We start from the raw sequence: 22,653 nt of genomic DNA, 5'->3' as shown, positions 1-22,653 counted from the left end.
GCTGCTACTGCTTGATCAGGTCGATCGTGGTGCGCTCGGACTCGCGACGCTTGGGCAGGGCGGCGACATCGAGGTTGCTGCACTGCACGAGCGAGGCGCCGGCCGACAGCACCGACAGCAGGCCGTCGACCAGGCCGTCCGAAGTAGACCAGTCCAGAGTGGACAGCACGCGGTCCTCGGGGCCGATCCCCAGTGCGGCAGCACGATCGGCGGCCGCGGCGACGAGTTCGTCCACGGTGGAGCCATGGAAGGCCGGGGCATCGCCGGAGACCTTGTCGTACGCGATGAAGTCGTCGCCGAAGATGCGGGACTCGACGAGGTAGTCCAGAGCGACGTCGAGCCCGTCGCTGGAAAGGCCACGCCCCAAGGGATCCAGTGCGACAGCGGCCACCTCCGCGGCGCCGGGGGCGGAACCCTCCGGGCCGACGAAGGCGACGGTGGCGCCCTCGGACGAGCCGACGATGTGAGCCCCGCACCACCATGCGCCGAGCAGGACGCCAATGGTCTGCCAATGTGCCGGCAGGTCAACGGAAACGCGGCTGCCGACCTCGACGTCCAGCTCGTCCCGCAGCCAGTTCGCGGTCTTGGCCGCCCAGTTGGCCACGGTCGCCCGGGACAGCTCGATCCGGCTGCCGAGCGCGTCGTCATAGTGGGTGACCAGCGGCTTGGCCGGCATCGACAGCAGCGGGGCGAACAGCCGTTCTGTGACGCTCATGTCCGCCAGCCTAGTTCACGCAGCGGGTCCCGTTGACGGTGATCGGAGCGGGCTCGGCGGCGTTCAACCGCACCGGCCCACGGGCGGCGAAACCGGACGGCGAACCGGACGCCAACCCGGCGACGAAGCGCTGCACGGCGTCGCGGTCGACGACCACGACGCTCTGCCCGCGCTCGTTGCGGCCGTTGGAATTGACCACCGGGATCGTCACGAACTCGACGTTGCCGCCGGTGAGGCTCTGCGCCTGCTGCACGAAGCCCAGCACGTCCCAGCCCTGGTCGATCACCACCGACTTCTGCACGGCGGCGGTCAGCGCGCCCATCCGGTCGGGGTCGAGCAGCGTGCCGGCCGACAGCACCTTTTTGGCCGCCGAGGCCAGGAACACCTGCTGCCGCACGATCCGGTCCAGGTCACCGTGCGGCAGGTTCTCCCGCTGCCGCACGAACGACAGCGCGTTGCCGCCGGACACGTTCTGCGCGCCGGCCCGGAAACTGGCCCCGGAGTTGGGATCGCTGGTCGCGTGCAGCAGGCACACGGGCACGCCGCCGATGGCCTGGCTGAGCAGGTAGAAGCCGTACAGGCTGACCTCGGCGTAGTGGTCGACGGTCAGCCCGGTCAGCTGCTGGACGCTGGTCACCAGCGCCTGCCGCCCGACGGCGTCGGAATCCCGCTCGACCTTGGCCTCGTCGTGCTCGCCGGCCGCCCGCAACCGTTGCGCCGTAAGGTATTTCACCGCCCCGTAGGCGGAATTGATCTTGTCGGTGCGGTAGCCCTCGATCGGCACCTCGGTGTCACGTGGGATCGACACCGCGTAGCTTTTGCTGCCGTCCTTGGGAATGCGCAACAGGATCAGCGTGTCGGTGCTGAAACCGTCGTTGGCCTCGGTGCGCAGCTGACGCAGGATGTAGGCGGGCAGCGGATTGCCCTGGAGATCGGTCCGCCGGTCGTCGCCGACGAGCAGGATGTCGGTGGCGCCGTCGTCCTTGGGCGGCGCGTTGGTGGCCGTGGCGACCTGCGACAGCACCGGCGTCGTGGTCATGCCTTGCTGCACTTGGTCATGCGCGTTGCGGGCGACCGCCGCCGCGGCCAGTACCAAGGCGGACGCGAGCGCGACGGACGTGCGACCGCACATCAGCGCGATCTTGCGTCCACGGCTGCCCATACGGTCACACTAGTTGACGCAGGGCACGCCCCCGGCGGTAATCGACGGACTGGTGGGGGTGGTGACGGCTGTCGTCGGGATCACGTACCTGGGCGCCATGCCGAAACCCTGCGCCCCGGGACCGGTGTAGTCCTGGCCCAAATACACCCGGATGTGTCCGGCCGGCACCGCGGAATCCGGCTCGGTGACGACCTTTCCGCCCAGCGCGGACGCGACCTTGTCGGCGTCGGCGGACGCGCCCGGGCCGTAGTGCACGGCCGAGGTGGGCACGGTGGCGATGGTCAGGCTCTCGCCGCGGCGGAAACCGTCGCGCACCAGCTCGTCCAGCACGGAGGCCCCGAGATTGGGGGCGCCCGCGCCGTCGCGCATGTCCACAGTGATCCGGTCGTTGCCGGGGGTGGTGGCGGCCGTGCCGGAGGTGGTGGTCTTCGACGACCCGCCGGTGCCGATCAGGCTCGTCACGAAGTCACGCACCGAATCCGGGTCGACCACGGTGACGGACTGGCCCTCCGCGGAGATCACGTTCTGCCCGGTGGGAATGGTCTCGAAGCGCACGCTGCCGCCGACGATGCCCTGCAGCTGCTGCATGAACGTCAGCAGGTCCCAGCCGGAGCTGATGACCACCGACTTCTTGATCGCCTCGATCAGCGCGTTGAGCTTGGACGGATTGACCAGCGTGTCGGCCGACAGCACCTTCTGCACCATGCCGGACAGGAAGGCCTGCTGCCGCACGATCCGGTCCAGGTCGCCGCGCGGCAGGTCGTAGCGCTGCCGGACGAAGGCCAGCGCCTGCCCGCCGCTGATCACCTGCTGCCCGGCCGGCAGGTCGATGCCGGAGCGGTACTCCTTGACCGGCTGGTTCAGGCACACCGTGACGCCGCCGATGGCCTGGCTGATCTCGTAGAAGCTGGCCAGGTTGACCTCGGCGTAGCGGTTGATCGTGACCGCGCCGCCGGTGAGGTCCTCGACGGTCTTGATCAGGTTCTTGCGGCCGGCCACCGCGGCCTGCTGCTCCAGGTCCGCGCCCTTCACGCCCTGGGCCGACAGGTCCGAGTAGGCGTCGTTGCGGGCGTAGGCGTAGGCCGAGTTGAGCTTGTGCTTGCCGTAGCCGCCGGCCAGCTGCACGTACGAGTCGCGGGGGAAGGAGATCGCCACCGCGCTGCGGCCGTCGGCCGGGATGTGCAGCAGGATCATGGTGTCGGTGTTGAGCTCGCCGTCGTTGGAACCGGCGTGCAGCTGGTCGAGCACGGCCTGCGGCAGCGGGTTGCCCTGGGCGTCGGTGCGGCTGTCCAGGCCGACGACGAGGATGTCCTGCGGGCCGTCCAGTCCGGGCACGGCCGTGGTGGTCGTGGCCGAGCCGGCCAGCGGCTGGCGCGACCCGAACACGTCGGTGGTGGTGATGCCGTTGCGGACCTTGTCGACCTCGACCCAGCCGTAGCCGCTGGCGGCCAGCACGACCGTGGACAACAGTGCGACGAGGGTCCGGCCGGTGATCTTTCCGGCCGTTGCCGCGCGCGATCTGTCCGCCGGCTCACGCATCGTGATCCTCCCCAACGCCGGAGATCGACAGTAGCCGGACCTGCGTCGGCTCGCCGTGAACCGCCCACGGACGGGTGTATGTATCACAGATGCAAAGATTCTTAGCTACTGAGACGTACCTCCTCATGGCCTCCGGTCGGCCCCTTGTACTGTGGGCGGCATGCGAATCCTGGTCACAGGCGGGGCCGGCTTCATCGGGTCCAACTACGTGCGCAAGGTGCTCGGCGGCCAGTACCCGGCCTACGCCGACGCCGAGGTCGTCGTGCTGGACAAGCTGACCTACGCCGGCAACGAGGCGAACCTCGCCCCCGTCGCCGACAGCCCGCGACTGCGGTTCGTCCGCGGCGACATCTGCGACGCGGAGCTGGTCGGCAAGCTGATGGCCGGCACCGACGTGGTGGTCCACTTCGCCGCCGAGTCGCACGTCGACCGCTCCATCCTGGGCTCGGCCGACTTCGTGCTGACCAACGTGCTGGGCACGCAGACCCTGCTGCAGGGCGCGCTGGAGGCCGGCGTCGGCAAGTTCGTGCACATCTCCACCGACGAGGTGTACGGCACCATCGACGAGGGCTCCTGGCCCGAGACGTTCCCGCTGGAGCCGAACTCGCCGTACTCCGCGGCCAAGGCCGGCTCCGACCTGATCGCCCGCTCCTACCACCGCACGCACGGCCTGCCGGTCTGCATCACGCGGTGCTCGAACAACTACGGGCCGTACCACTTCCCGGAGAAGGTCATCCCGCTGTTCGTCACCAACCTGATCGACGGCAAGAAGGTGCCGCTGTACGGCGACGGCCTCAACGTGCGCGACTGGCTGCACGTCGACGACCACTGCCGGGGCATCCAGCTGGTGGCCGAGTCCGGCCGCGCGGGGGAGATCTACAACATCGGCGGCGGCACCGAGCTGACCAACAAGGAGCTCACCGAGCAGCTCATCGAGGCCACCGGCCGCGACTGGAGCTACGTGGAGCACGTGGCCGACCGCAAGGGCCACGACCGCCGCTACTCGGTGGACATCACCAAGATCTCCACCGAGCTGGGCTACGCCCCGCAGGTGCCGTTCGAGCAGGGCCTGGCCGACGTGGTGGCCTGGTACCGCGAGAACCGCGCCTGGTGGGAGCCGCTCAAGGCCCGCGCCGCCCTGCCGACGGGCTGAGCCGGTGACCCGCCTCGCCCTGCTGGTGCCCGGCGGCCGTGGCCAGCTGGGCAGTGACCTGGCGGCGCTGGCCGACCGGGTCGGGCTGCTGCATGCCCCCGGCTCGGCCGAGCTCGACGTCACCGACGTCGGCGCGGTCGACGACGCCGTGTCCTCCTTCGCCCTCGCGGCGCGGGACGCCGGCTTGAAGCCGGTGCTGGTCAACGCCTCCGCGCACACCGCCGTGGACGCGGCCGAGGGCGAGCCGGAGCGGGCCTACGCCATCAACGCCACCGGGGCCGGGCAGCTGGCCAAGGCGGCGGTGGCCAACGGCGTGCCGATGCTGCACGTGTCCACCGACTACGTGTTCCCGGGCGACGGCACGCGGCCGTACGAGCCGGGCGACCCCACCGGGCCGAAGTCGGTGTACGGCAAGAGCAAGCTGGCCGGCGAGCAGGAAGTGCTCGGGGCCGGCGAGCAGACGTGGGTGATCCGCACCGCGTGGGTGTACGGCGCGACCGGCGGCAACTTCGTCAAGACCATGGCCAGGCTGGAGGGGCAGCGGGAGACGCTGTCCGTCGTGGACGATCAGCGCGGCTCGCCGACCTGGTCCGCCGACCTCGCGGCCGGCCTGCTGGAGCTGGCGTCGGCCGTCGTCGGCGACAACGCGCCGTCGCAGCGGGTGCTGCACGGCACCAACGCCGGCGAGACCACCTGGTTCGGCTTCACCCAGGCCATCTTCGAGGAGCTCGGCGCGGACCCGGCCCGGGTGCAGCCCTGCACCACGGCCGACTTCCCCCGCCCGGCGCCCCGGCCCGCGTACTCGGTCCTGTCCGGCGCCGCTTGGGCCGCCGCCGGCCTCACCCCGCTGCGCCCGTGGCGCGAGGCCCTCGCCGCCGCCTTCGCCACCTCCGGCCCCCAGCTCCGCCCCTGATTTGCCGTTATGCAGGGAAGGACGCCTTACCCGCGTTCAACGAGGGTAAGGCGTCCTTCCCTGCATAAAGGGGGTCAGCGGTGGGCGGCCCGGCGGTAGGCGGTGAGGGTGCGCTCGGCGCAGTTTCGCCAGGTGAAGGCGGAGGCGTGGGTGCGGCGGGCGGCCGACACGTCGGGGGACGGGGGGTCCTCCAGCGCCGTGACCAGGGCGGCGGACAGGGCCTCGGAGTCGCCGACCGGCACGAGGTGGGCCTGGTCGCCGGCGACCTCGCGCAGGGCCGGCACGTCGGAGCACACCACGGGCACGTTGCAGGCCAAGGCTTCCAGCACCGGCAGCCCGAAGCCCTCGTCCCGGGACGGCAGGACCAGGGCGGCGGCGCCGGCGACGACGCTGCGAAGGTCCACATCGGACAGGTAGCCGGTGGTCCGCACCCGGTCCCCGTCGGCGTGGTGCCCGGGGCCGACCAGGAGCAGCGGGGGCAGCGACGGAGTGGCGGCGTGGGCCGCCAGCAGGGTCGGCAGACCCTTGCGAGGACCGTCGGCGCCGACAAAAAGCAGGTACTCGGAGGGCAGCTTCAAGCGGGTCTGGAGGGAGTCGCTCGGCGGCCGGGCGGCGAACCAGGCGGGGTCGACACCAAGGGGTGTCACGACAATCCGATCGGCCTGCACGCCGAGGCGCTCGGTGACGACGTTGGCGACGGCCTGCGTGGGCGTGCACACGACGGCGGCCCGGCGGGCGCATTTCCGCACCAGCTCGGGGAGTTCGCGGTCGCTGGGCGGCAACTCGTCGACGGCGTCGAGAAAATCCAGGTCGTGCACGGTCATCACGCCGCCGGCGATCAACGCGGGCGGCAGCACGAAGTTGGTGCCGTGCACCACGTCCGCGAGCCCGGCGTAGATCTCCACCGGCGGGAAGGAGGACCTGAGCCAGCTCTTGCGCAGCAGTCGCGCCGACACGGGCATGCCCCGGGCCCGAACCCCGTGCGGCAGCACGGATCGCAGCCCGCGCCAGCCGCGGAAGGTGTACGCCACGGCACGCACGTCCACCTCGTCCGGCATGGAGGCGAGCTCCTCGGCCAGCGCCGAGGTGTAGCGGCCGATCCCGGTGCGCTGTCCGAGCAGCGGCGTGCCGTCCAGCAGCACCTTCAGTCGGTCAGCCACGGGTCAACCGGATCACTCGGCCGGCCGCGCGGCGAGCCAGCTCGACCGGCCCGCCCGCGTTCAGGTACTCCCGCACCAGCCCGATGTCCCTACGCAGCGTGCCGACCGCGCCCAGCGGCTCCTCCCGCACCAGCGGACCGGCGGCGACGAGCCGGTCGGCGGCCGGTCGCGGCGCGCGGCAGAACTCCACCAGCGGCGCCAACACCACATCCCACGTGTACCGCTCCCGCACCACCGCTATCCGCTCCCGACACCCGTCCGCGAACTCCTCGTCGTAGAGCACACGTTCCAGGGCCTCGGACAGTTCAGCCGGATCCTCCGGCGACACCACCACGCCGAGCCGTTCCCGCCTGATGAGATCGGCGAAGGAGTCGCCGTCGGTGGTGACGATCGGCAGCCCGGCCCACAGGTAGTCCAGCACCCGGGTGCGGAACGCGAACGTGGTCTCCACGTGCTCGAAGTGCGTGGTCACGCCGCAGTCGCCGTCCAGCAGCCAGTTCTGCCGGTCGGCGTAGGGCACCCATTGCTCGTTGAAGAACACGTGCGTGCCGACCAGGCCGAGCCGGGCGGCGAGGCTGCGGGTGCGGCCGGCGATGCCCATGTCGGGCACCTCCGGATTGGGGTGGCGCATGCCCAGGAAGAACAGCCGCACGTTGTCGTGCCGGGCCCGCAGCCGGTCGACGGCGTGCACCAGGGTCAGCGGGTCGAACCAGTTGTAGACCCCGCCACCCCAGACGATCACCTTGTCCTGCTGGGAGATTCCGCCGACCACGCCCTTGATCGCCGGCGCGGTGCGCTGCGCGGGCTTGGCCGGCAGCCCGAACGGGACCTCGGCGATCAGCGAGCGGGTGGTCGGGTCGGCGTCGTAGACCTGCGGGGTGAGCCGGCCCAGCGCGGCCAGGTGGCCGAGCCAGAAGTGGCGCTGCCGGTCGGAGGCGCACAGGAAGAAGTCGCCCCGCTTGAGCTGGTTGTTGAGCACGGCCGTGACGCCGACAACGTCGCGGGCCCGCTTCTCGTCGTTGCCGCCCTTGGCCTGCTCCAGCAGTTCCAGGTGCATCGGGTCGTAGACGTCGCAGACGACGATCTTGGGTGAGCGCGGGTGCTTGAGGCTCTGCACCATCTCCAGCACGTGGCCCTGCAACACGATCACGTCGGCCCAGTCGACGTGATCGAGCAGGCCGCGCACGGTGGACTGGGCGACGGGGAAGGGCGCGGCCGGCGGGTCGCAGCGCTTGTTGGTGGAGACCAGCCGCACATCGTGCTCGCCGGCCAGGGTCTCGGCCATGTGCCAGGCCCGGATGGCCGGGCCGGCCATCTGCTCGGACAGCGCGTCGCCGGTGATCACCAGCACCCGCCGGGGCCGGCCGAACGGCTCGTCAAGGCCGAACGCGTCGACCAGCGCCTCGTGCGCGGCGAGGTAGCGCGGCAGCGGGTAGGCCGGCTCCATTGCCTTGCGCATCAACGGAACCAGGTCCTTGTCGGTGCGCACGCGGGCGGCCTGCTCGACCTTGCGGGACTCGGCCAGCGCGGGCAGCAGCTCCACGAACTGGTCGATGGCCAGCAGGCCGGCGAGCGTTTCCCTGGGCACGGCAACGGGTTCCGCGTCCTGTGCGCGGTCGGCCGGTCGCTTGGTGATCTCCAGCTGGGTGGCGTCGATGTCGCCGCGAGCCGTGGCCCGGCGGACGGCCAGCGCCATCGCGGCCGGCATCGCCCTGGCCAGCGTCTCGTCCGAGAGGTTCTTGTACATCGCCGCGAGAGCGTTGCGCTCCAACAGGAAGTACTCACGCGAAGTGTCCACGTCGGACATCGAGGCGTGGTGGCGGTGGTAGGCCACCGACCGCGGCTCGTAGCGGACCCGCCAGCCGCGCAGGTTCAGCCGCCAGCCCAGGTCCACGTCCTCGTAGAACATGAAGAAGCGCTCGTCGAAGCCGCCCAGCGCGCGGAACAGGTCGGCCCGCACGAACAGCGCCGAGCCGGTGCCGAACAGCACGTCGCGGGCCACGTCGTGGCTGCCGTCGTCGGGCTGGCCGGCGAACCGCTTGTAGCCCATGCCGAACCAGGTCAGGCCGCCGTCGACGAAGTCGATCAGCTTGCCCTCCCAGTCCAGCACCTTGCTGGCCACCGCGCCGACGGTCGGCTGCGCGCGCAGCGTCTCCACCGCGGCGGCGACCCAGTCGGCGTGCGGGCGGGCGTCGTTGTTGAGGAAGGCCAGCACCTCGCCGGTCGCGTGCTGGACGCCGAGGTTGCAGCCGCCGGCGAAGCCGAGGTTGTCGGGGGCCTGGACGAACGTCACGCCGGGCTCGTCACACAGGCGTTCGGCGCTGCCGTCGCCGGAGTTGTTGTCGACGCAGACCAGCTGGAGGCGGTCGGCCGGGTATTCCAGCTCCGTGCGCAGCGCGCGCAGGCAGGTCAGGGTGTCCTCGACGCCGCGGTAGTTGACGACGACAACCGACACCGACGGCTGGGTTACCCCCTCCGACACGCTTGTCTCCCTTCGTACGTGAGACATAAGCCTGCACTACGGACCTGTGCGCGCCGAGATCAGGGTAAACCCCGATTGCTCCCTCATGCTCGCACGAGCTATGTTTTGCTCAGTCGAGCAAGAAGCGGCTCAACCAAGCAAAGGAGGGGTCATGACCAGGGTGATCAACCTGCTGTACGTGAATCTCGGACTCGCGCTGCTCCAGGCCGCGCTGACCTTCGTCTTCTACGCCCAGCTGGTCGCCTATCAGGCGCATGGCAGCGCGGAGGCCTACAGCGTGTTCGAGAACACAACCTGGATCCGCCCGGTGGCGGTGTCCCTGGTGTCGCTGATCTACATCGGCATCGCCCGCAAGCTGCGCGCCGGCAGCCGCGCCATGTACATCCGCGTGGTGGTCATCGCCGTGGTCGGCTCCCTGGGCCTGGCCTACGCCATCAGCACCGGCCAGTTCCCGCTGTGGATGGAGACGCTGATGGGTGCCCAGGCCCTCGTGCTGGTGGGCCTGTTCGTCGCCGCGATGCAGCCGTCGGTCCGCAGCCTGTTCGCCAAGAAGGTGGCGGCGTGAACCGCCGGAAGTTGCTCGGCCTGGCCGCTGGCGTGACCGCCGCGGCCGGCGCTGGCGTGCTGACCTCGCCTTCGGCGTCGGCCGCGACGGATCACGGGAAGCCGCCGCTGCTGATCGTGCACGGCTCGCACGGCAGCGGCGGCGCCTACCTCCAGCTGGTGGGGGAGCTGGTGCAGCGTGGACGCGTGGCGATGGCAGTGGACTTACCAGGGCATGGCGCGGAGGGCTTCTTCCCCATGTGGTTCCAGGCCCCGCAGGACCTCCACGCCATGACCACGGAGGTGTCGCCGATCGCCGGGATCTCGTTGCAGGACAACGTGAACCGGGTGGTGTCGGTGCTGCGGCGGATCGGTCCGGCGATTCTGGTCGGGCACAGCCTCGGTGGGGCGACGGTCAGCGCGGTGTGCAACGCCGTCCCGCATCTGGTGCGGCGGGCGGTGTACGTGTCCGGGTACTGCTGCACCGTGCTCAAGACGGTGGCGGAAGCGTTCCAGAGCAAGGAAAACGCCGACAGCCTGATGCTGAAGTTCCCGCCGACCGCCGACGGCGCGGTAGTGCTGGCCAACCGGTTCAACTGGCGTACCAACGATCCGGTCGTGCTGGCGATGCTGCGTGAGGCCTACATGGCGGACGGCACGGACGCGCAGCTGCGGGCGGCGATCGGCGGGTTGCAGCCGGACGAGCCGTACGGGGTGAGCCTGTCCGACTGCTCGCTCCAGCCGTCGACCGGCGGCCGGGTGCCGCGCACCTACGTGCGGTTCACGCAGGACCGGGCGATCCCACTGGCGTTGCAGGACCGGATGATCAGCGACGCCGGCCGGTTCGACGTGCACGACGTGGCGGCCTCGCACTTCGGCGTGATGACCAAGGCGGTCGAGGTGGCGGCGATCCTGGATTCGCTGCGCTAGCGGCCGGCCCAGGTGCGCCACAGCTCGCGACGGCGAACCCTTGCCGTGGCGGAGATCCGGGCCCGGGCCACCAGGGCCGCCGGCAGCCGCCAGACGACGTCGGCCAGCACGCCCAACCGCAGCGACATCCGGAAGTTCTGCGCCGGCAAGGGCTTCCGGAACGGCAGTGCCGCCGTGATCGCCACGAACCGGGCCAGCTGCTCCAGCGCCACCAGGAGCGGGGCGCAGCGCACGAGCATCAGCAGGCGGTTGCGCTCGTTCCAGTGGTGGAACTTCGAGGAGCCGAGTCGACTGCTCGCCCCGTGCCGGTGCACCACCCGCGCCGGCACGGAAATTACCCGCCAGCCGCGTAGCCGCAGCCGCCACGACGTGTCGGTGTCCTCGTAGTAGCAGAAGAAGCCCGCCGGCACGCCTCCGACCGACCGCAGCGCCGCCATGCGCATCAGCACAGCGCCGCCGCAGAAGCCGAACACCTCGCGTCCAGCCAGGGCGGTGTCGGCGCCGTGACCGTCGGCCGTCAACCGCACGCCCACCGACTGCACGGAGCCGTCCGGCAGCTCCAGAGACGACGTGACCGCCGCGGCATCACCGTGGCGGTCAAGCGCGTCCTCCAGCGTGGCGATCCACGATGACACCGGCGCGGCGTCATCATTGAGCCACGCCACGAACTCCGTGTCCACGCGCGGCAGCGCCGTCGCCAGCGCCCCCGCGTAGCCACGATTGCGCGGCAGCCGCAGCACATCGTGACCGGTCAGCAGGTCGGCCGTGCCGTCGTCGGAGGCGTTGTCCACGACCAGCACCTTCGCGACGCGGTCCTGCGCGGCCAGCGCGTCCAGGCACTCACGGATGTGCGCCCGGCCGCGCCAGGTCACCACCACGACGGTCGAACGGGCTTCAGCCACGGCCGCAGACGGTACATGTCACCCTTGGGCGTGCCCGAACTCGTGGTGCTGACCGATCAGCTGCTCGCGCCTGTGCCCGGCGGCACCGGCCGCTACACCAGGGAACTCACCGCCGCGCTGGCCGCGACCGCCCCCGACGGCTGGACCGTCACGGGCGTCGTGGCGCGCTGCGCGGACCCCTCAGCGGCGCGGATAGAGGGCGTCGAGGGGCCGCGCATGCTGCCGGTGCCACGGCCGATTCTGGCCCGCCTGTGGCAGCGCGGTGTGCCGCTGTGGCCCGGTGGCGACGCCGTGCACGCACCGACCCCGCTGTCGCCGACGGTCGTGAAGCGCGGGCGCACGCTCGTGGCTACGGTGCACGACGCCGTGCCGTGGACGCACCCGGAGACGCTCACGCCGCACGGCGCGCAGTGGCACCGCACGATGGTGTCGAGGCTCATGCACAAGGCCGGTGCGGTCGTCGTGCCGACCGAGGCCGTGGCCAAGGAGCTGGCCGAGCACGCCTCCGGCTCCGCGAACGTGCATGTGATCGGGCACGGCGTCCCCGACGCGCTCGCCGTGGAGCCGGCGGACGCCTCTGACAACACTGCCGCCGACGCCGTGGCCCAGCGGCTCGCGCTGCCGCCGCGGTACGTGCTCGCGGTCGGCACCCTGGAGCCTCGCAAGGGCATCGACGTGCTGATCGCCGCCATGGGGCTGCCTGAAGCGCCCGACCTGCCCGTGCTGCTGGTCGGCGCGACCGGCTGGGGCCAGGTCGACGTTTCCTCCGAACGGGTGAGATCTCTGGGTCCGTTGACCGACGCCGAGCTGGCCGTCGTGCTGCGCCGGGCCACCGTGCTGGCCGCCCCGAGCCTGGCCGAGGGCTTCGGCATGCCCCTGCTGGAGGCCATGGCCGTGGGCGTGCCGGTGGTCCACTCGGACGCCCCGGCCCTGGTCGAGGTGGCCGACGGTGCCGGCTTCGTCGCCCGCCGTGGCGACCCGAACTCGCTGGTCGCGGCGTTGCGTACGGTAGTCGACGACCCGGCGGCCGCTCGGGCCGCCGTCGCCCGTGGACGGGCCCGGGCGGCGGGATTTACCTGGCGCGCGGCCGCCGAGGCGGTCTGGGGCGTGCACCTGGGACTGGGCACGCTCGGTTAGTCCATTCGTCGGCAATGACCATCCGGGCCGCCGTACCCTGCTCCGGTGCCCCATCTCGACCCCAGCGTGCTGATCGATGCCACCGCCGTGCCGGCCGACCGTGGCGGCGTCGGACGGTACGTCGACTCGCTGACGGCCGCGTTGGACGCCGACGGCGCCAGACTGAGCGTCGTCTGCCAGCCACGTGACGCCGCCCTCTACGGGCTGTTGGCGCCGCGCGCTCGGATCGTGCCCGCGCCCGAGTCCGTCGCCGCGCGTACCGCGCGGTTGGTGTGGGAGCAGAGCGGCCTGCCTCGGCTCGCGCGGGCGCTCGGGGTCGACGTCGTGCACTCGCCGCACTACACGATGCCCATGACCAGCCCCGTCGGCTCCGTCGTCACGCTGCACGACGCCACCTTCTTCACCGACCCGTCGCTGCACTCCTCGGTGAAGGCCCGCTTCTTCCGCGCGTGGACGCGTGCGTCGCTGGCCCGCGCCACCGTGTGCATCGTGCCCAGCCGTGCGACCGCCAACGAGCTCACGCGCGTGGCCAACGCCGACCGTCGCCTGTTGCAGGTCGCGCACCACGGCGTGGAGGGCGAGCGGTTCCATCCGCCGTCGCCCGAGGAGGTCACGGCCGTGCGCAAGGCCCTCAACCTCCAGGACACCCCGTACGTGGCGTTCCTCGGCGCGCTGGAGCCGCGCAAGAACGTGCCCGCGCTCATCCGTGGCTTCGCCCGCGCCGGCCAGGGGCGCACGGACCCGCCCGCTCTCGTGCTCGCCGGGCAGCCGGGCTGGGACACGCAGGTGGAGAGCGCCCTCGACGCCGTGCCGCACCGCATTCGCGTCATCCGTGCCGGCTACCTGCCGTTCGAACAGCTGTCCGGCTTCCTCGGCGGCGCGGTCGTCGTGGCCTACCCCAGCCTCGGCGAGGGCTTCGGGTTGCCGGTGCTGGAGGCCATGGCCAGCGGCGCGTGCGTGCTCACCACGCGGCGGCTCAGCCTGCCGGAAGTCGGCGGCGACACCGTGGCGTACTGCGGCGTCGGCGCGGGCGACATCGCCGCCGGGCTCACCGAGCTGCTCGACGACCCCGCGCGGCGGTCCACCCTGGCCGCGGCGGCCCAGCTGCGGGCCAAGGAGTTCTCGTGGACGGCGTCCGCCACCCTGCACCGGGAGGCCTACGGGCGGGCGGCTGTGCTCGCCCGCCGCGCCCGCCACTAGTCTCATCCGGCGTGACGCAGCCCGAGCCGAAGACCTACGGCGACGAAGTAGCGGTCGTGACCATCACCTACTCGCCCGGTGAGGTGCTCGACCGGTTCCTCGACACGCTGGCCAAGGCCAGCACGCGCACCGTCACCGTGATCCTCGCGGACAACGGCTCCACCGACGGCGCGCCCGAGAAGGCCGCCGCCGAGCGGGACGAGGTCCGCCTCGTGCGCACCGGCGGCAACATCGGCTACGGCGGCGCCGCCAACCGGGGCGTGGCCGAGCTGCCCGACGACGTCGGCTGGGTCGCCGTCGTGAACCCGGACATCGAGTGGGGCGCCGGCTCCCTCGACACGCTCATCGAGGCCGCCTCACGGTGGCCCCGTGGCGGCTCCTTCGGTCCGCTGATCCGCGAGCCCGACGGCGTCGTCTACCCGTCCGCCCGACTGCTGCCGTCGATCGGCAAGGGGCTCGGGCACGCCGTGTTCGGCAAGGTGTGGCCCGGCAACCCGTGGACCCGCGAGTACCGGCAGCAGGCCACCTCCGTCACCGAGCGCCCCGCCGGCTGGCTTTCCGGGTCGTGCCTGCTGATGCGCCGCACCGCGTTCGACTCCGTCGACGGCTTCGACTCCAGCTACTTCATGTACTTCGAGGACGTCGACCTCGGCGACCGGCTCGGCCGCGCCGGCTGGCTCAACGTGTACGTGCCGTCGGCCGAGGTCGTGCACCTCGGCGGCCACGCCACCGCGCGGGCCTCCGAGCGGATGCTGGCCGCGCACCACACCAGCGCGTACAAGTACCTGTCCGAGCGCAACCGCGGGCCGTGGGCCGCGCCGCTGCGGCTGGCCATCCGGGCCGGTCTCGCGCTGCGGCTGAAACTGGAGCTCAGGGCTGGTCGGTCTCCGGCAGCGCCCCACTGAGGCGGTCGGTCAGCGACATGCGGCGGCCCTGGTTCTGCGGGGTCGTCGGGATGATGCCCGGCAGCTGCTTGGTCGGCTGCTCCGAGTCCGGCCGCTGACCCTGCTGCTGTTGACCCTGCTGCGGGTGCAGCTGCTGGGTCGGCTGGACGTGGGGCAGTGGCTGCGACTGCTGCACGTGAGGCAGTGGCTGGGACTGCTGGACGTGAGGCAGCGGCTGCGACTGCTGGACGTACGGCAACGGCTGGGACTGCTGGACCGTGGGGAGCGGCTGCGACTGCTGCGCCGCCGGGACCTGCTGCGTCTGTTGGACGTGCGGGAGCGGCTGCGACTGGTGGACCTGGCCCTGCTGTTGGGGCGGCACCGGGACCTTCCCCGCCGCGACCGCGCTGGGCAGCGTGATCGTCGTGTCCGGATCCTGCTCGCGGGGATCGGCCGCGTTCACCACCACCCGCGGAATCTGCACCGTGGGCTTGGCATCCATCGGCGACGTCGCGTTGTCCGGCGTCACCGCCCACCGGTTTCGGGCACTGGCGCGGGCGAGTGCTGCGTCGGCCCGGTCGCGGGGGTCCATCTCCCGACCTCTTCCCTAGTCCGGCGTGCCGGCCACCGGGTCCGATGCCCGGTCGATCCGCCACGTGCAAGAGTATTCCCTCGGTCGCACCCGCGTCAGTGGAGGAGGAAACCCGGCATGTCGTCCAGCGTCGGACAGCAGGTCAGTGGGGTCGACGCCGTTGTGCTCGTCGGCGGCAAGGGCACCAGACTCCGTCCGCTGACACTGTCGGCGCCCAAGCCCATGCTGCCCACCGCGGGGGTGCCGTTCCTGACGCACCTGCTGTCCCGGATCCGGGCCGTCGGCATCACCCACGTCGTCCTCGGCACCTCGTACAAGGCCGAGGTGTTCGCCGAGTACTTCGGCGACGGCTCCCGCCTCGGGCTGGAGCTGGAGTACGTCGTCGAGTCCGAGCCCCTCGACACCGGCGGCGGCATCCGCAACGTCGGCGACCGGCTGCGTGAGAACGACGTCATGGTCTTCAACGGCGACATCCTCTCCGGCGTCGACCTGGCCGGTGTCGTGGGAACGCACCGTGACAACAACGCCGACGTCACCCTGCACCTCGTGAAGGTTCCCGATCCCCGGGCCTTCGGCTGCGTGCCCACCGACGCCGACGGCCGGGTCACCGCGTTCCTGGAGAAGACCGAGAACCCGCCGACCGACCAGATCAACGCCGGCTGCTACGTCTTCCGGCGCGAGGCCCTGATGACCATTCCCACCGGTCGTCGCGTCTCCGTCGAGCGGGAGACCTTCCCCGACCTGTTGGCCTCCGGCCACCGTCTCCAGGGCCACGTCGACTCCTCGTACTGGCTCGACCTCGGCACCCCCGGCGCTTTCGTCCAGGGCTCCGCCGACCTCGTCCGTGGCATCGCCCCCTCGGCGGCGCTCCCCGGTGCTCCCGGCGAGGCCATCGTCCTGCCCGGCGCCGTCGTCGACCCCTCGGCCAAGATCACCGGCGGCTCCACCATCGGCGCCGGCTGCGTCGTCGAGGCCGGCGCCGTCGTCGACGGCTCCGTCCTGTTCGACGGCTCCGTCATCCGCGCCGGCGCCACCGTCTCCAGCTCCCTCATCGGCGCCCGTGCCGTCATCGGCTCCCACACCACCCTGCGCGACGTCGTCATCGGCGACGACGCCGTCGTCGGCTCCCACAACGAGCTCCTCCACGGCGCCCGCGTCTGGCCCGGCATCCACCTCCCCGACACCGCCGTCCGCTTCTCCACGGACGCCTAGCCATGGCCCCCCGGTTCGACATCACGCGGGTCCGCCTCCGCAACTACAAGAGCGTCGAGTCGTGTGATGTCGAACTCGGCCCGCTCACCCTGCTCGTAGGCCCCAACGGCTCCGGCAAGAGCAATTTTCTCGACGCCCTCCAGTTCGTGGCCGATGCCCTCAACACCAACCTGGAGAACGCCATCCGGGAGCGCGGCGGCATGTCGACGCTGACGTACCTGGATTCCGAATCCTTCAGCGTCATCATCGACTTCACGCTTGACGGAACGCCCGGTGCCTACGACTTCACCGTCGGGCGGGTGGCCGGAAACGGATACGCGACTCTGCGAGAAGGACTGGTCAGCGGAAAGCTCGGTCAAGCGCGAACATCGCTTTTGCCCCCTGACTGGCAGGAACTCCAGCTTTCTCTGGACAGCCATGCCCGTAGGAGCAAGTTCGGTCTCGGCGTCCTGCGGAGTCTGCGTAGCTACCGGACATTCCGGCCGAGCCCCGGCGAAATGGTCCGGCCTCGCAAGTCCGACGACTTGTCCGAGTTGCTTGGCGACGGGTCGAACATTGCTCATATTCTCGCGCTGCTCGAACCGGCCGACAAACAGCGGATCGAGGACTACCTTGGGCTCGTGGTGCCGGACCTGCTCGGAGTCGACGGCCGGCGCGTCGATTCCTTCGAGACACTGCGATTCCGGCAGAACCTTCCGGCCAGTGGGCAGTTGCGTGAGTTCGAGGCGACGTCGATGTCGGATGGCACGCTCCGCGCGACCGGTGTGCTGACCGCGCTGTTCTCCGGCACTGGTGTCGTCGGCATCGAGGAACCCGAGTTGGCGCTGCATCCGGCCGCTGTCGGGGTGTTGATGGACGCGCTGCGCGATGCCTCCGACCGCCGTCAGGTGCTGGTGACCAGCCACAGCTCTGATCTGCTCGAAGTGCCGGGCATCAAGCGGTCGGAGATCGTGGCCGTGCGGTTCGTCAACGACCGGACGATCGTCGGCCCGCTCGGTCCGGTGGGCGAGCGGGCGCTCGACGGGTCCCTCTTCACGGCCGGCGAGCTGCTGCGGACCGACCAGCTCCAGCCGAAGGTGGACGAGTGACCCTCCCGGTGATCGCACCGGTCGTCGAGGGGCACGGCGACGCGAAGGCGTTTCCCGTCCTGCTTCGGAGGATCGGCTGGGAGCTGAACTGGCCGATGAATGTCGCCCAGCCATTCCGGGTGCCGAGGTCGAAACTGGCTGATCCGGGGCGACTCGCCGAGGTGGTCATGGCGGCATCGGCGGCGGTGTCCGGCGCCGGTGGCGTGGTTGTCCTTTTCGACGCGGACGACGACTGCCCTTGCCGGCTGCGGGAATCCTTGGACGAGACAGCGCGGGCAACGTTTGCCAGCACGGAGTTGGTGTTCGCGAACCGTGAGTTCGAGGCGTGGTTCCTGGCCTCGCTGCCGTCGCTTCGATCGCATGCATCGGTGGGTGACGACGCGAGCTTCGACGGGGATCCCGAACTACCGCGTGGTGCCAAGGAGCGGTTGGCGAAGGTGATGCTGGAGACGTATCACGAAACCCTGCACCAGACGAAGTTCTCCAGCCTGATCGACCTGGAAACCACCTGGCGGAACAGCCGGTCGTTTCGACGGCTGATCAGTGCCCTGCAAGGGTTGCTGGAGGTGGATCCGCCACCGTGGAGCCTCTGACCCGGCGCTGGACGCCCGACTACCCGCTGGACATCGGCGCGGTGGTGGGGCCGTTGCGGCGTGGGGCGGGGGATCCGGCGTTCCAGGTCGGGGCGGACGGGGCGGTGTGGCTGACGGGGAACGGCGCCCAGGGGCCGGGGTCGCTGCGGCTGGCGAGGCGGGACGGCGCGGTGGTGGCGCAGGCGTGGGGGCAAGGGGCGGAGGAACTCCTGGACGGGGTGCCGAGGCTGCTGGGGGCCGAGGACGAGCCGGAGGGGTTCGAGGCGCACCACGAGCTGATCCGGGAGACCAAGCGGCGGAATCCGGGGCTGCGGCTGGGGAAGACGGGGCGGGTGTGGGACAGCCTGGTGCCGGCGATCCTGGAGCAGAAGGTCACGGGCTACGAGGCGCGGAGGTCCTGGCGGGATCTGTGTCGTAGGCACGGGGCGACGGCGCCGGGGCCGGCGCCGCTGGGGATGAGGGTGCCGCCGACGCCGAGGGCGATCCTGGCGGTGAAGGACTGGGAGTGGCACAAGGCGGGGGTGGACGGGCAGCGCCGACGGACCCTGTTGAACGCGGCGGCGGCCGCGCATGCCTTGACGAGCAAGGAGAAGCTGCGGCTGATCCCGGGCATCGGGGTGTGGACGACGGCGGAGGTGGCGCAGCGCGTCTGGGGAGACCCGGACGAGGTGAGCGTGGGGGACTTCCACATCCCGAGCGTGGTGGGCTGGGCCCTGGTGGGCCACGCGCTGGACGACGACGGCATGCTCGAAGTGCTTGAGCCGTACCGGCCGCACCGCCAGCGCGCGGTCCGTTACATCGAGGCGTCGGGGTTCAGGAAGCCCAGGTTCGCCCCGCGTTTCTCAGCCAGGGACTACCGGGCCATCTAGCGGTAGCGGGACAGGGCCAGGTCGACGAGCTCGGGCACGGTGTCGACGTTGGACGGCAGCGCCTCGACGGGCCACCACTGGAGGTCGACGGACTCGGCGCTGCGCACGGGCTTGGCGCCGACGGGGGCCCGCACGAGGAACCGGACGTCGAAGTGCCGGGTGGGCTTGCCGAGCGAGCAGGTGATGCCGTGCACGTCGACGTGCAGGGGCGTGGGCTCGATGCGCAGGCCCCGGATCCCGGACTCCTCGGTGGCCTCGCGCAGGGCGGCGTCGACCAGGGTGGCGTCGGAAGGCTCGCAGTGGCCGCCGAGCTGGAGCCACCGCCCGACCCGAGGGTGCAGGGTCAGCAGCACGTTCTCCGCGGTGGCGTCGAGCACGAGGGCGGAGGCGGTGATGTGCCCGGGCTCGCACGATCGCCGGCAGGCGTCCTCGCGGGCGGCCAGGAAGCCCAGGAACGCCTGCCGCAAAGCCTCCTGCGGCTCCGAGGCGGTCTGCCACCGGGTCAACGTCGACACGGCGTCGGCATGGAGGTTCACAGGCCCACCTCGCTAGCGCTCGGCGGGTCTGCGACCCGGCTCGCTGTGTTGAATGGTGCCCTCGCAAGCTCGGTCACAGCTCCACCAATCCCAGTTCGGTCGGCGCGGGCGGGCGAGGCCCGGCGACACCGTCGGCCGGATGCCCGACGGCGACGGCGCCGAGCGGGGACCAGTCGGCCGGCACGTCCAGCACGGCCCGCACGATGTCGGGGCAGAAGATGGTCGACGACACCCAGCACGAAGCCAGGTCCTCGGCGGCCAGGGCGACCAGCAGGCCCTGCACGGCGGCCCCACCGGCCACGGTGAACATGGTGCGCTCGGCGACCTGCCGCGCCGGGTCGGGGTAGTCGTGCGCGCCGTCCATGACCATGAACGGCAGCACCAGCTCGGTGGCGCCCCACAGCAGGTCGCCACGGGCGACGCGACGCTCGATGCGGGCCTCGTCCCAGCCGTCGGCCCGGAGATCGGCCCGCCACTGGTCGCGCATGGCCTCCAGCAGCTTGGTCCGCCGAGCCCGGTCCCGGACCCACACGAACCGCACGGGATGGGTGTGATGCGGGGCCGGCGCGGTCAGACCGACGCCGATGGCCCGCCGCAGCACGTCGGAGTCCACCGGCTCGCCGGAGAAGGTGCGCACGGAACGCCGCAGCAGCACGGCTTCCCGCCGCCCCTGCGCGATGGACTCGTTGGTGCCCAGGCGGAACAGGTCTTCCTCGACCGGACGGTTGAGGTCACGCGCGCTGGATCCGTTGTCCGTCAAGGACAGTCCGCGCACCACGGCGACCGGCACCGCGCCGAGCTTGCCCTTGACCAGGTCTCCGGCGGCGGCGATCTCGTCGGCGATGGCGACCTCGGTGACCACGAGCTCGTTGCCCTGGTTGTCGACCTCGCCGGCGTAGCTGCGGATCACCGGCAGCCCGGCGGCGCCGATCGCGGCGTCGGTCTGCCCGACCCGCCAGGCCCGGCCCATGGTGTCGGTGATGACCACGGCCACGTCGACCCCGAGCCGGTCGCGCAGCTCCGACCGCAGCTTGCGGGCCGAGGCGTCCGGGTCGAGCGGCAGCAGCGCGATCTCGGCCTGCGACACGTTGGAGTTGTCCACGCCCGACGCGGCCTGCACGATGCCCAGCCGGTTCTGCGTGATCAGCGTGTTCTTCACGCGGGCGAGCACCCGCACCGACTCGGAGACCACCAGCTCCCGCCGCCGGGCCTCGCGCTCGGCGAGGTCGTCCGGCGCGGGCACCAGCTGACCCTCCACTTTGGACACGATCTTGCTGGTGACCACCAGGACGTCCCCGTCGCGCAGCCACGGCGCGGCCGAGGCGACGGCCGCGGTCAGGTCGTCGCCGGGACGGAACTCGGGCAGCCCGGGCACCGGCAGCAGCTCGACGGAACCCTCGGCGTGATCGGTCAACGTCGGCTCCCGGCTCGGTGATCGTGTAATACGCCAGCGATGCTCACGGCCGTATCCTGCCACGCCCTCGCGCGCCCCCACCCGAGGCGCTGCCCACATCCGCGGTGGTTGGCGAAAAGAAAGCAGTGTACTCGCCGGTCGGCACGCTCGCCACGAAGTGCACGAAAGTGTGAAGAGGGCGACGAAGTGCATCTGTGAGGTTCCCTCGCACGTCTTGTCTGGTGTCGGGGGACAAGGGGGAATTCCGATGGGGGAACTTCGTAGTGCGACAAAACCGGGGCCGTCGCCGCGGCGGGTGAGGGTGGACGGCTGGCTGGACCGGTACAGCTTTCCGCTGCTCCGTATCACGCTGGGCCTGGTGATCTTCGGATTCGGTTTTCTGAAGTATTTCTCGGGGATCAGCCCGGCCCAGGACCTGGTCCTGCACGCCAACCGGATCCTGACGTTCGGCCTGGTCCCGGACCAGGTGGCGCTGCCGGCGCTGGCCACGGTCGAGTGTCTGCTCGGCCTGTCGCTGATCACCGGCCGGGGGCTGCGGCTGCTCGTGTATCCGCTCACGGCGTGGGCGATCGCGATTCTGTCGCCGCTGCTGCTGTTTCCGGCGGAGTTGTTCAGCGGGCCGGACCACGCGCCGACGCTGGCCGGTCAGTACGTGCTGAAGGACATCATTCTGCTCGCCGCCTGCTTTGTCGTCATGGCGCGGGTACGCGCCAACACACGGGGGTTGTGAACAATGGCTACTGTTTTCCGGGCGAGTGCGCCCGTCGCCCAGACCGGGCCCGACCTGGGTCCGCTGCTGGAGTTGCCGGGCACCTGGGTCGGCAATGGCTTCAACCTGATCTCGAGGCCCGACCAGCACGACAACAAGCCGTTCTTCCTGGAGCTCAACGCGACCAGGGAGACGTTGTCGTTCACGCCGATCGGCTCGCCGATCCCGAACCGGGGCAGCGGCCAGGACGACATCTTCTTCCTGGGCGTGCACTATCTCCAGCAGGTCAGCGACGCGGCGACCAACGGGGCGCTGCACCTGGAACCGGGGATGTGGCTGAACATTCCGGCGACCACCGATCCGGCCGCGCCGGCCAGCGTGGTCCGCATGGCCACCATTCCGCACGGCGACGCGCTGCTGGCGCAGGGCTCGTCGCTGACCGTGGAGGGGCCGCCGCTGATCGACCCGGTCGATTCCACGCCGACGTTCTCCACCGGCCCCAACGCCGGCCAGAAGCTGACCGGCGCCTATCTGGACCCGTTCACCACGACGCCGCTGCCGCCCGGCATCGACGCCGGGGCGATCGCCAATCCGAACGTGGTGCTGACCGAGGCGATCAGCAAGCAGAAGATCGTCGAGACCACGGTGCTGATCATCAGCACCACCACCAATGTCGGCGGGGTCACCGGCGGCATCCAGAACATCCCGTTCGTCGTGAAGAACGCCAACGCGGTGGCCATGAGCGCGATCTTCTGGATCGAGAAGGTGCAGTCCGACGACGGCAGCACGTTCATGCAGCTCCAGTACACCCAGCAGGTGACGCTCGACTTCCTGGGCATCAACTGGCCGCACATCCAGGTGGCCACGCTGGTCAAGCAGTAGACGTCCGTGCGCGGCGGCTCGCCAGAAGATCGACACCG

The 22,653-nt window shown here is 71.0% G+C and carries 22 protein-coding genes; 13 read left to right on the top strand and 9 right to left on the bottom strand.

What is annotated here, in order from left to right; genetic code table 11:
- Positions 1-4 precede the first annotated feature (4 nt).
- Genes AB0M73_RS25490 through AB0M73_RS25480 form a run of 3 tightly spaced genes read right to left on the bottom strand, consistent with a single transcriptional unit; the run spans position 5 to position 3,416 of the window.
- A complete protein-coding gene (locus AB0M73_RS25490) occupies positions 5-715 on the bottom strand; it encodes a TIGR03089 family protein (protein ID WP_363894923.1) in 711 nt (236 codons plus the stop codon).
- 10 nt (positions 716-725) lie between these two features.
- Positions 726-1,877 (bottom strand): LCP family protein, encoded by a 1,152-nt coding sequence (locus AB0M73_RS25485; RefSeq protein WP_363894920.1) that lies wholly within the window; start codon positions 1,875-1,877, stop codon positions 726-728.
- Positions 1,878-1,886: 9 nt separating this feature from the next.
- Positions 1,887-3,416, bottom strand: coding sequence for an LCP family protein (locus AB0M73_RS25480; RefSeq protein ID WP_363894918.1), 1,530 nt, complete (start codon positions 3,414-3,416; stop codon positions 1,887-1,889).
- A gap of 160 nt (positions 3,417-3,576) precedes the next feature.
- Between AB0M73_RS25480 and rfbB the strand changes: the two genes are divergently transcribed.
- Positions 3,577-4,569, top strand: a complete 993-nt coding sequence (gene rfbB, locus AB0M73_RS25475) for a dTDP-glucose 4,6-dehydratase (RefSeq protein ID WP_043721929.1) — start codon at positions 3,577-3,579, stop codon at positions 4,567-4,569.
- Between the two features lie 4 nt (positions 4,570-4,573).
- Positions 4,574-5,482 (top strand): dTDP-4-dehydrorhamnose reductase, encoded by a 909-nt coding sequence (rfbD, locus tag AB0M73_RS25470; RefSeq protein ID WP_363894914.1) that lies wholly within the window; start codon positions 4,574-4,576, stop codon positions 5,480-5,482.
- Between the two features lie 74 nt (positions 5,483-5,556).
- Here the strand turns inward: rfbD and AB0M73_RS25465 are convergent, their stop codons facing one another.
- Together AB0M73_RS25465 and AB0M73_RS25460 are read right to left on the bottom strand one after the other, a co-directional pair.
- Positions 5,557-6,642 carry a glycosyltransferase family 1 protein gene (locus AB0M73_RS25465; RefSeq protein ID WP_363894911.1) on the bottom strand — a complete coding sequence of 362 codons (1,086 nt, stop codon included), beginning with the start codon at positions 6,640-6,642 and terminating at the stop codon, positions 5,557-5,559.
- Positions 6,635-9,124, bottom strand: coding sequence for a glycosyltransferase (locus AB0M73_RS25460; protein ID WP_363894908.1), 2,490 nt, complete (start codon positions 9,122-9,124; stop codon positions 6,635-6,637). Before AB0M73_RS25460 ends, AB0M73_RS25465 begins: the two co-directional genes overlap by 8 nt.
- Positions 9,125-9,275: 151 nt before the next feature.
- Between AB0M73_RS25460 and AB0M73_RS25455 the strand changes: the two genes are divergently transcribed.
- A complete protein-coding gene (locus AB0M73_RS25455) occupies positions 9,276-9,689 on the top strand; it encodes a hypothetical protein (protein ID WP_363894905.1) in 414 nt (137 codons plus the stop codon).
- On the top strand, positions 9,686-10,597 hold the full coding sequence (locus AB0M73_RS25450) for an alpha/beta hydrolase (protein WP_363894902.1): 912 nt from the start codon (positions 9,686-9,688) through the stop codon (positions 10,595-10,597). Before AB0M73_RS25455 ends, AB0M73_RS25450 begins: the two co-directional genes overlap by 4 nt.
- Here the strand turns inward: AB0M73_RS25450 and AB0M73_RS25445 are convergent.
- Positions 10,594-11,499 (bottom strand): glycosyltransferase family 2 protein, encoded by a 906-nt coding sequence (locus AB0M73_RS25445; RefSeq protein ID WP_363894899.1) that lies wholly within the window; start codon positions 11,497-11,499, stop codon positions 10,594-10,596. The genes AB0M73_RS25450 and AB0M73_RS25445 overlap by 4 nt on opposite strands.
- A 30-nt stretch (positions 11,500-11,529) precedes the next feature.
- On the opposite strand from AB0M73_RS25445, the gene AB0M73_RS25440 reads away from it, so the two are divergent.
- The 3 genes from AB0M73_RS25440 to AB0M73_RS25430 all read left to right on the top strand — a co-directional run bounded on the left by AB0M73_RS25440 (position 11,530) and on the right by AB0M73_RS25430 (position 14,741).
- Positions 11,530-12,636, top strand: coding sequence for a glycosyltransferase family 1 protein (locus AB0M73_RS25440; protein WP_363894896.1), 1,107 nt, complete (start codon positions 11,530-11,532; stop codon positions 12,634-12,636).
- Between the two features lie 66 nt (positions 12,637-12,702).
- Positions 12,703-13,836, top strand: a complete 1,134-nt coding sequence (locus AB0M73_RS25435; protein WP_363895106.1) for a glycosyltransferase family 1 protein — start codon at positions 12,703-12,705, stop codon at positions 13,834-13,836.
- An 11-nt stretch (positions 13,837-13,847) separates the two neighbouring features.
- Entirely contained in the window at positions 13,848-14,741 is an 894-nt protein-coding gene (locus tag AB0M73_RS25430) for a glycosyltransferase family 2 protein (RefSeq protein WP_363894893.1), read from the top strand.
- On the opposite strand, the gene AB0M73_RS25425 is transcribed toward AB0M73_RS25430, so the two are convergent.
- Positions 14,707-15,312, bottom strand: coding sequence for a hypothetical protein (locus AB0M73_RS25425; RefSeq protein ID WP_363894890.1), 606 nt, complete (start codon positions 15,310-15,312; stop codon positions 14,707-14,709). The genes AB0M73_RS25430 and AB0M73_RS25425 overlap by 35 nt on opposite strands.
- Positions 15,313-15,429: 117 nt before the next feature.
- Between AB0M73_RS25425 and AB0M73_RS25420 the strand changes: the two genes are divergently transcribed.
- The 4 genes from AB0M73_RS25420 to AB0M73_RS25405 are packed head-to-tail and all read left to right on the top strand — an operon-like array spanning position 15,430 to position 19,074.
- Positions 15,430-16,524 carry an NDP-sugar synthase gene (locus AB0M73_RS25420; RefSeq protein WP_363894887.1) on the top strand — a complete coding sequence of 365 codons (1,095 nt, stop codon included), beginning with the start codon at positions 15,430-15,432 and terminating at the stop codon, positions 16,522-16,524.
- Positions 16,525-16,526: 2 nt separating this feature from the next.
- Complete coding sequence (locus AB0M73_RS25415) at positions 16,527-17,612, top strand: AAA family ATPase (RefSeq protein WP_363894884.1); 1,086 nt, start codon at positions 16,527-16,529, stop codon at positions 17,610-17,612.
- Complete coding sequence (locus AB0M73_RS25410) at positions 17,609-18,205, top strand: DUF4276 family protein (protein ID WP_363894881.1); 597 nt, start codon at positions 17,609-17,611, stop codon at positions 18,203-18,205. Before AB0M73_RS25415 ends, AB0M73_RS25410 begins: the two co-directional genes overlap by 4 nt.
- A complete protein-coding gene (locus AB0M73_RS25405) occupies positions 18,193-19,074 on the top strand; it encodes a DNA-3-methyladenine glycosylase 2 family protein (RefSeq protein WP_363894878.1) in 882 nt (293 codons plus the stop codon). Before AB0M73_RS25410 ends, AB0M73_RS25405 begins: the two co-directional genes overlap by 13 nt.
- Here AB0M73_RS25405 and AB0M73_RS25400 read toward each other — a convergent pair.
- Both AB0M73_RS25400 and AB0M73_RS25395 read right to left on the bottom strand, forming a co-directional pair.
- Entirely contained in the window at positions 19,071-19,610 is a 540-nt protein-coding gene (locus AB0M73_RS25400; RefSeq protein WP_363894875.1) for an NUDIX hydrolase, read from the bottom strand. The genes AB0M73_RS25405 and AB0M73_RS25400 overlap by 4 nt on opposite strands.
- Positions 19,611-19,683: 73 nt before the next feature.
- A complete protein-coding gene (locus AB0M73_RS25395; protein ID WP_363894872.1) occupies positions 19,684-21,024 on the bottom strand; it encodes a coenzyme F420-0:L-glutamate ligase in 1,341 nt (446 codons plus the stop codon).
- A gap of 247 nt (positions 21,025-21,271) precedes the next feature.
- On the opposite strand from AB0M73_RS25395, the gene AB0M73_RS25390 reads away from it, so the two are divergent.
- Complete coding sequence (locus AB0M73_RS25390; RefSeq protein ID WP_363894869.1) at positions 21,272-21,754, top strand: hypothetical protein; 483 nt, start codon at positions 21,272-21,274, stop codon at positions 21,752-21,754.
- 3 nt (positions 21,755-21,757) lie between these two features.
- Complete coding sequence (locus AB0M73_RS25385; protein WP_363894866.1) at positions 21,758-22,615, top strand: heme-binding protein; 858 nt, start codon at positions 21,758-21,760, stop codon at positions 22,613-22,615.
- Positions 22,616-22,653: the final 38 nt, after the last annotated feature.

Origin of the sequence: Kutzneria sp. NPDC051319, assembly GCF_040682195.1 — a bacterium.
Taxonomy (GTDB): Bacteria; Actinomycetota; Actinomycetes; order Mycobacteriales; family Pseudonocardiaceae; genus Kutzneria.
The sequence above is the reverse complement of the archived record's forward strand: the minus strand, read 5'-3'. Positions and strand labels throughout refer to the sequence as shown.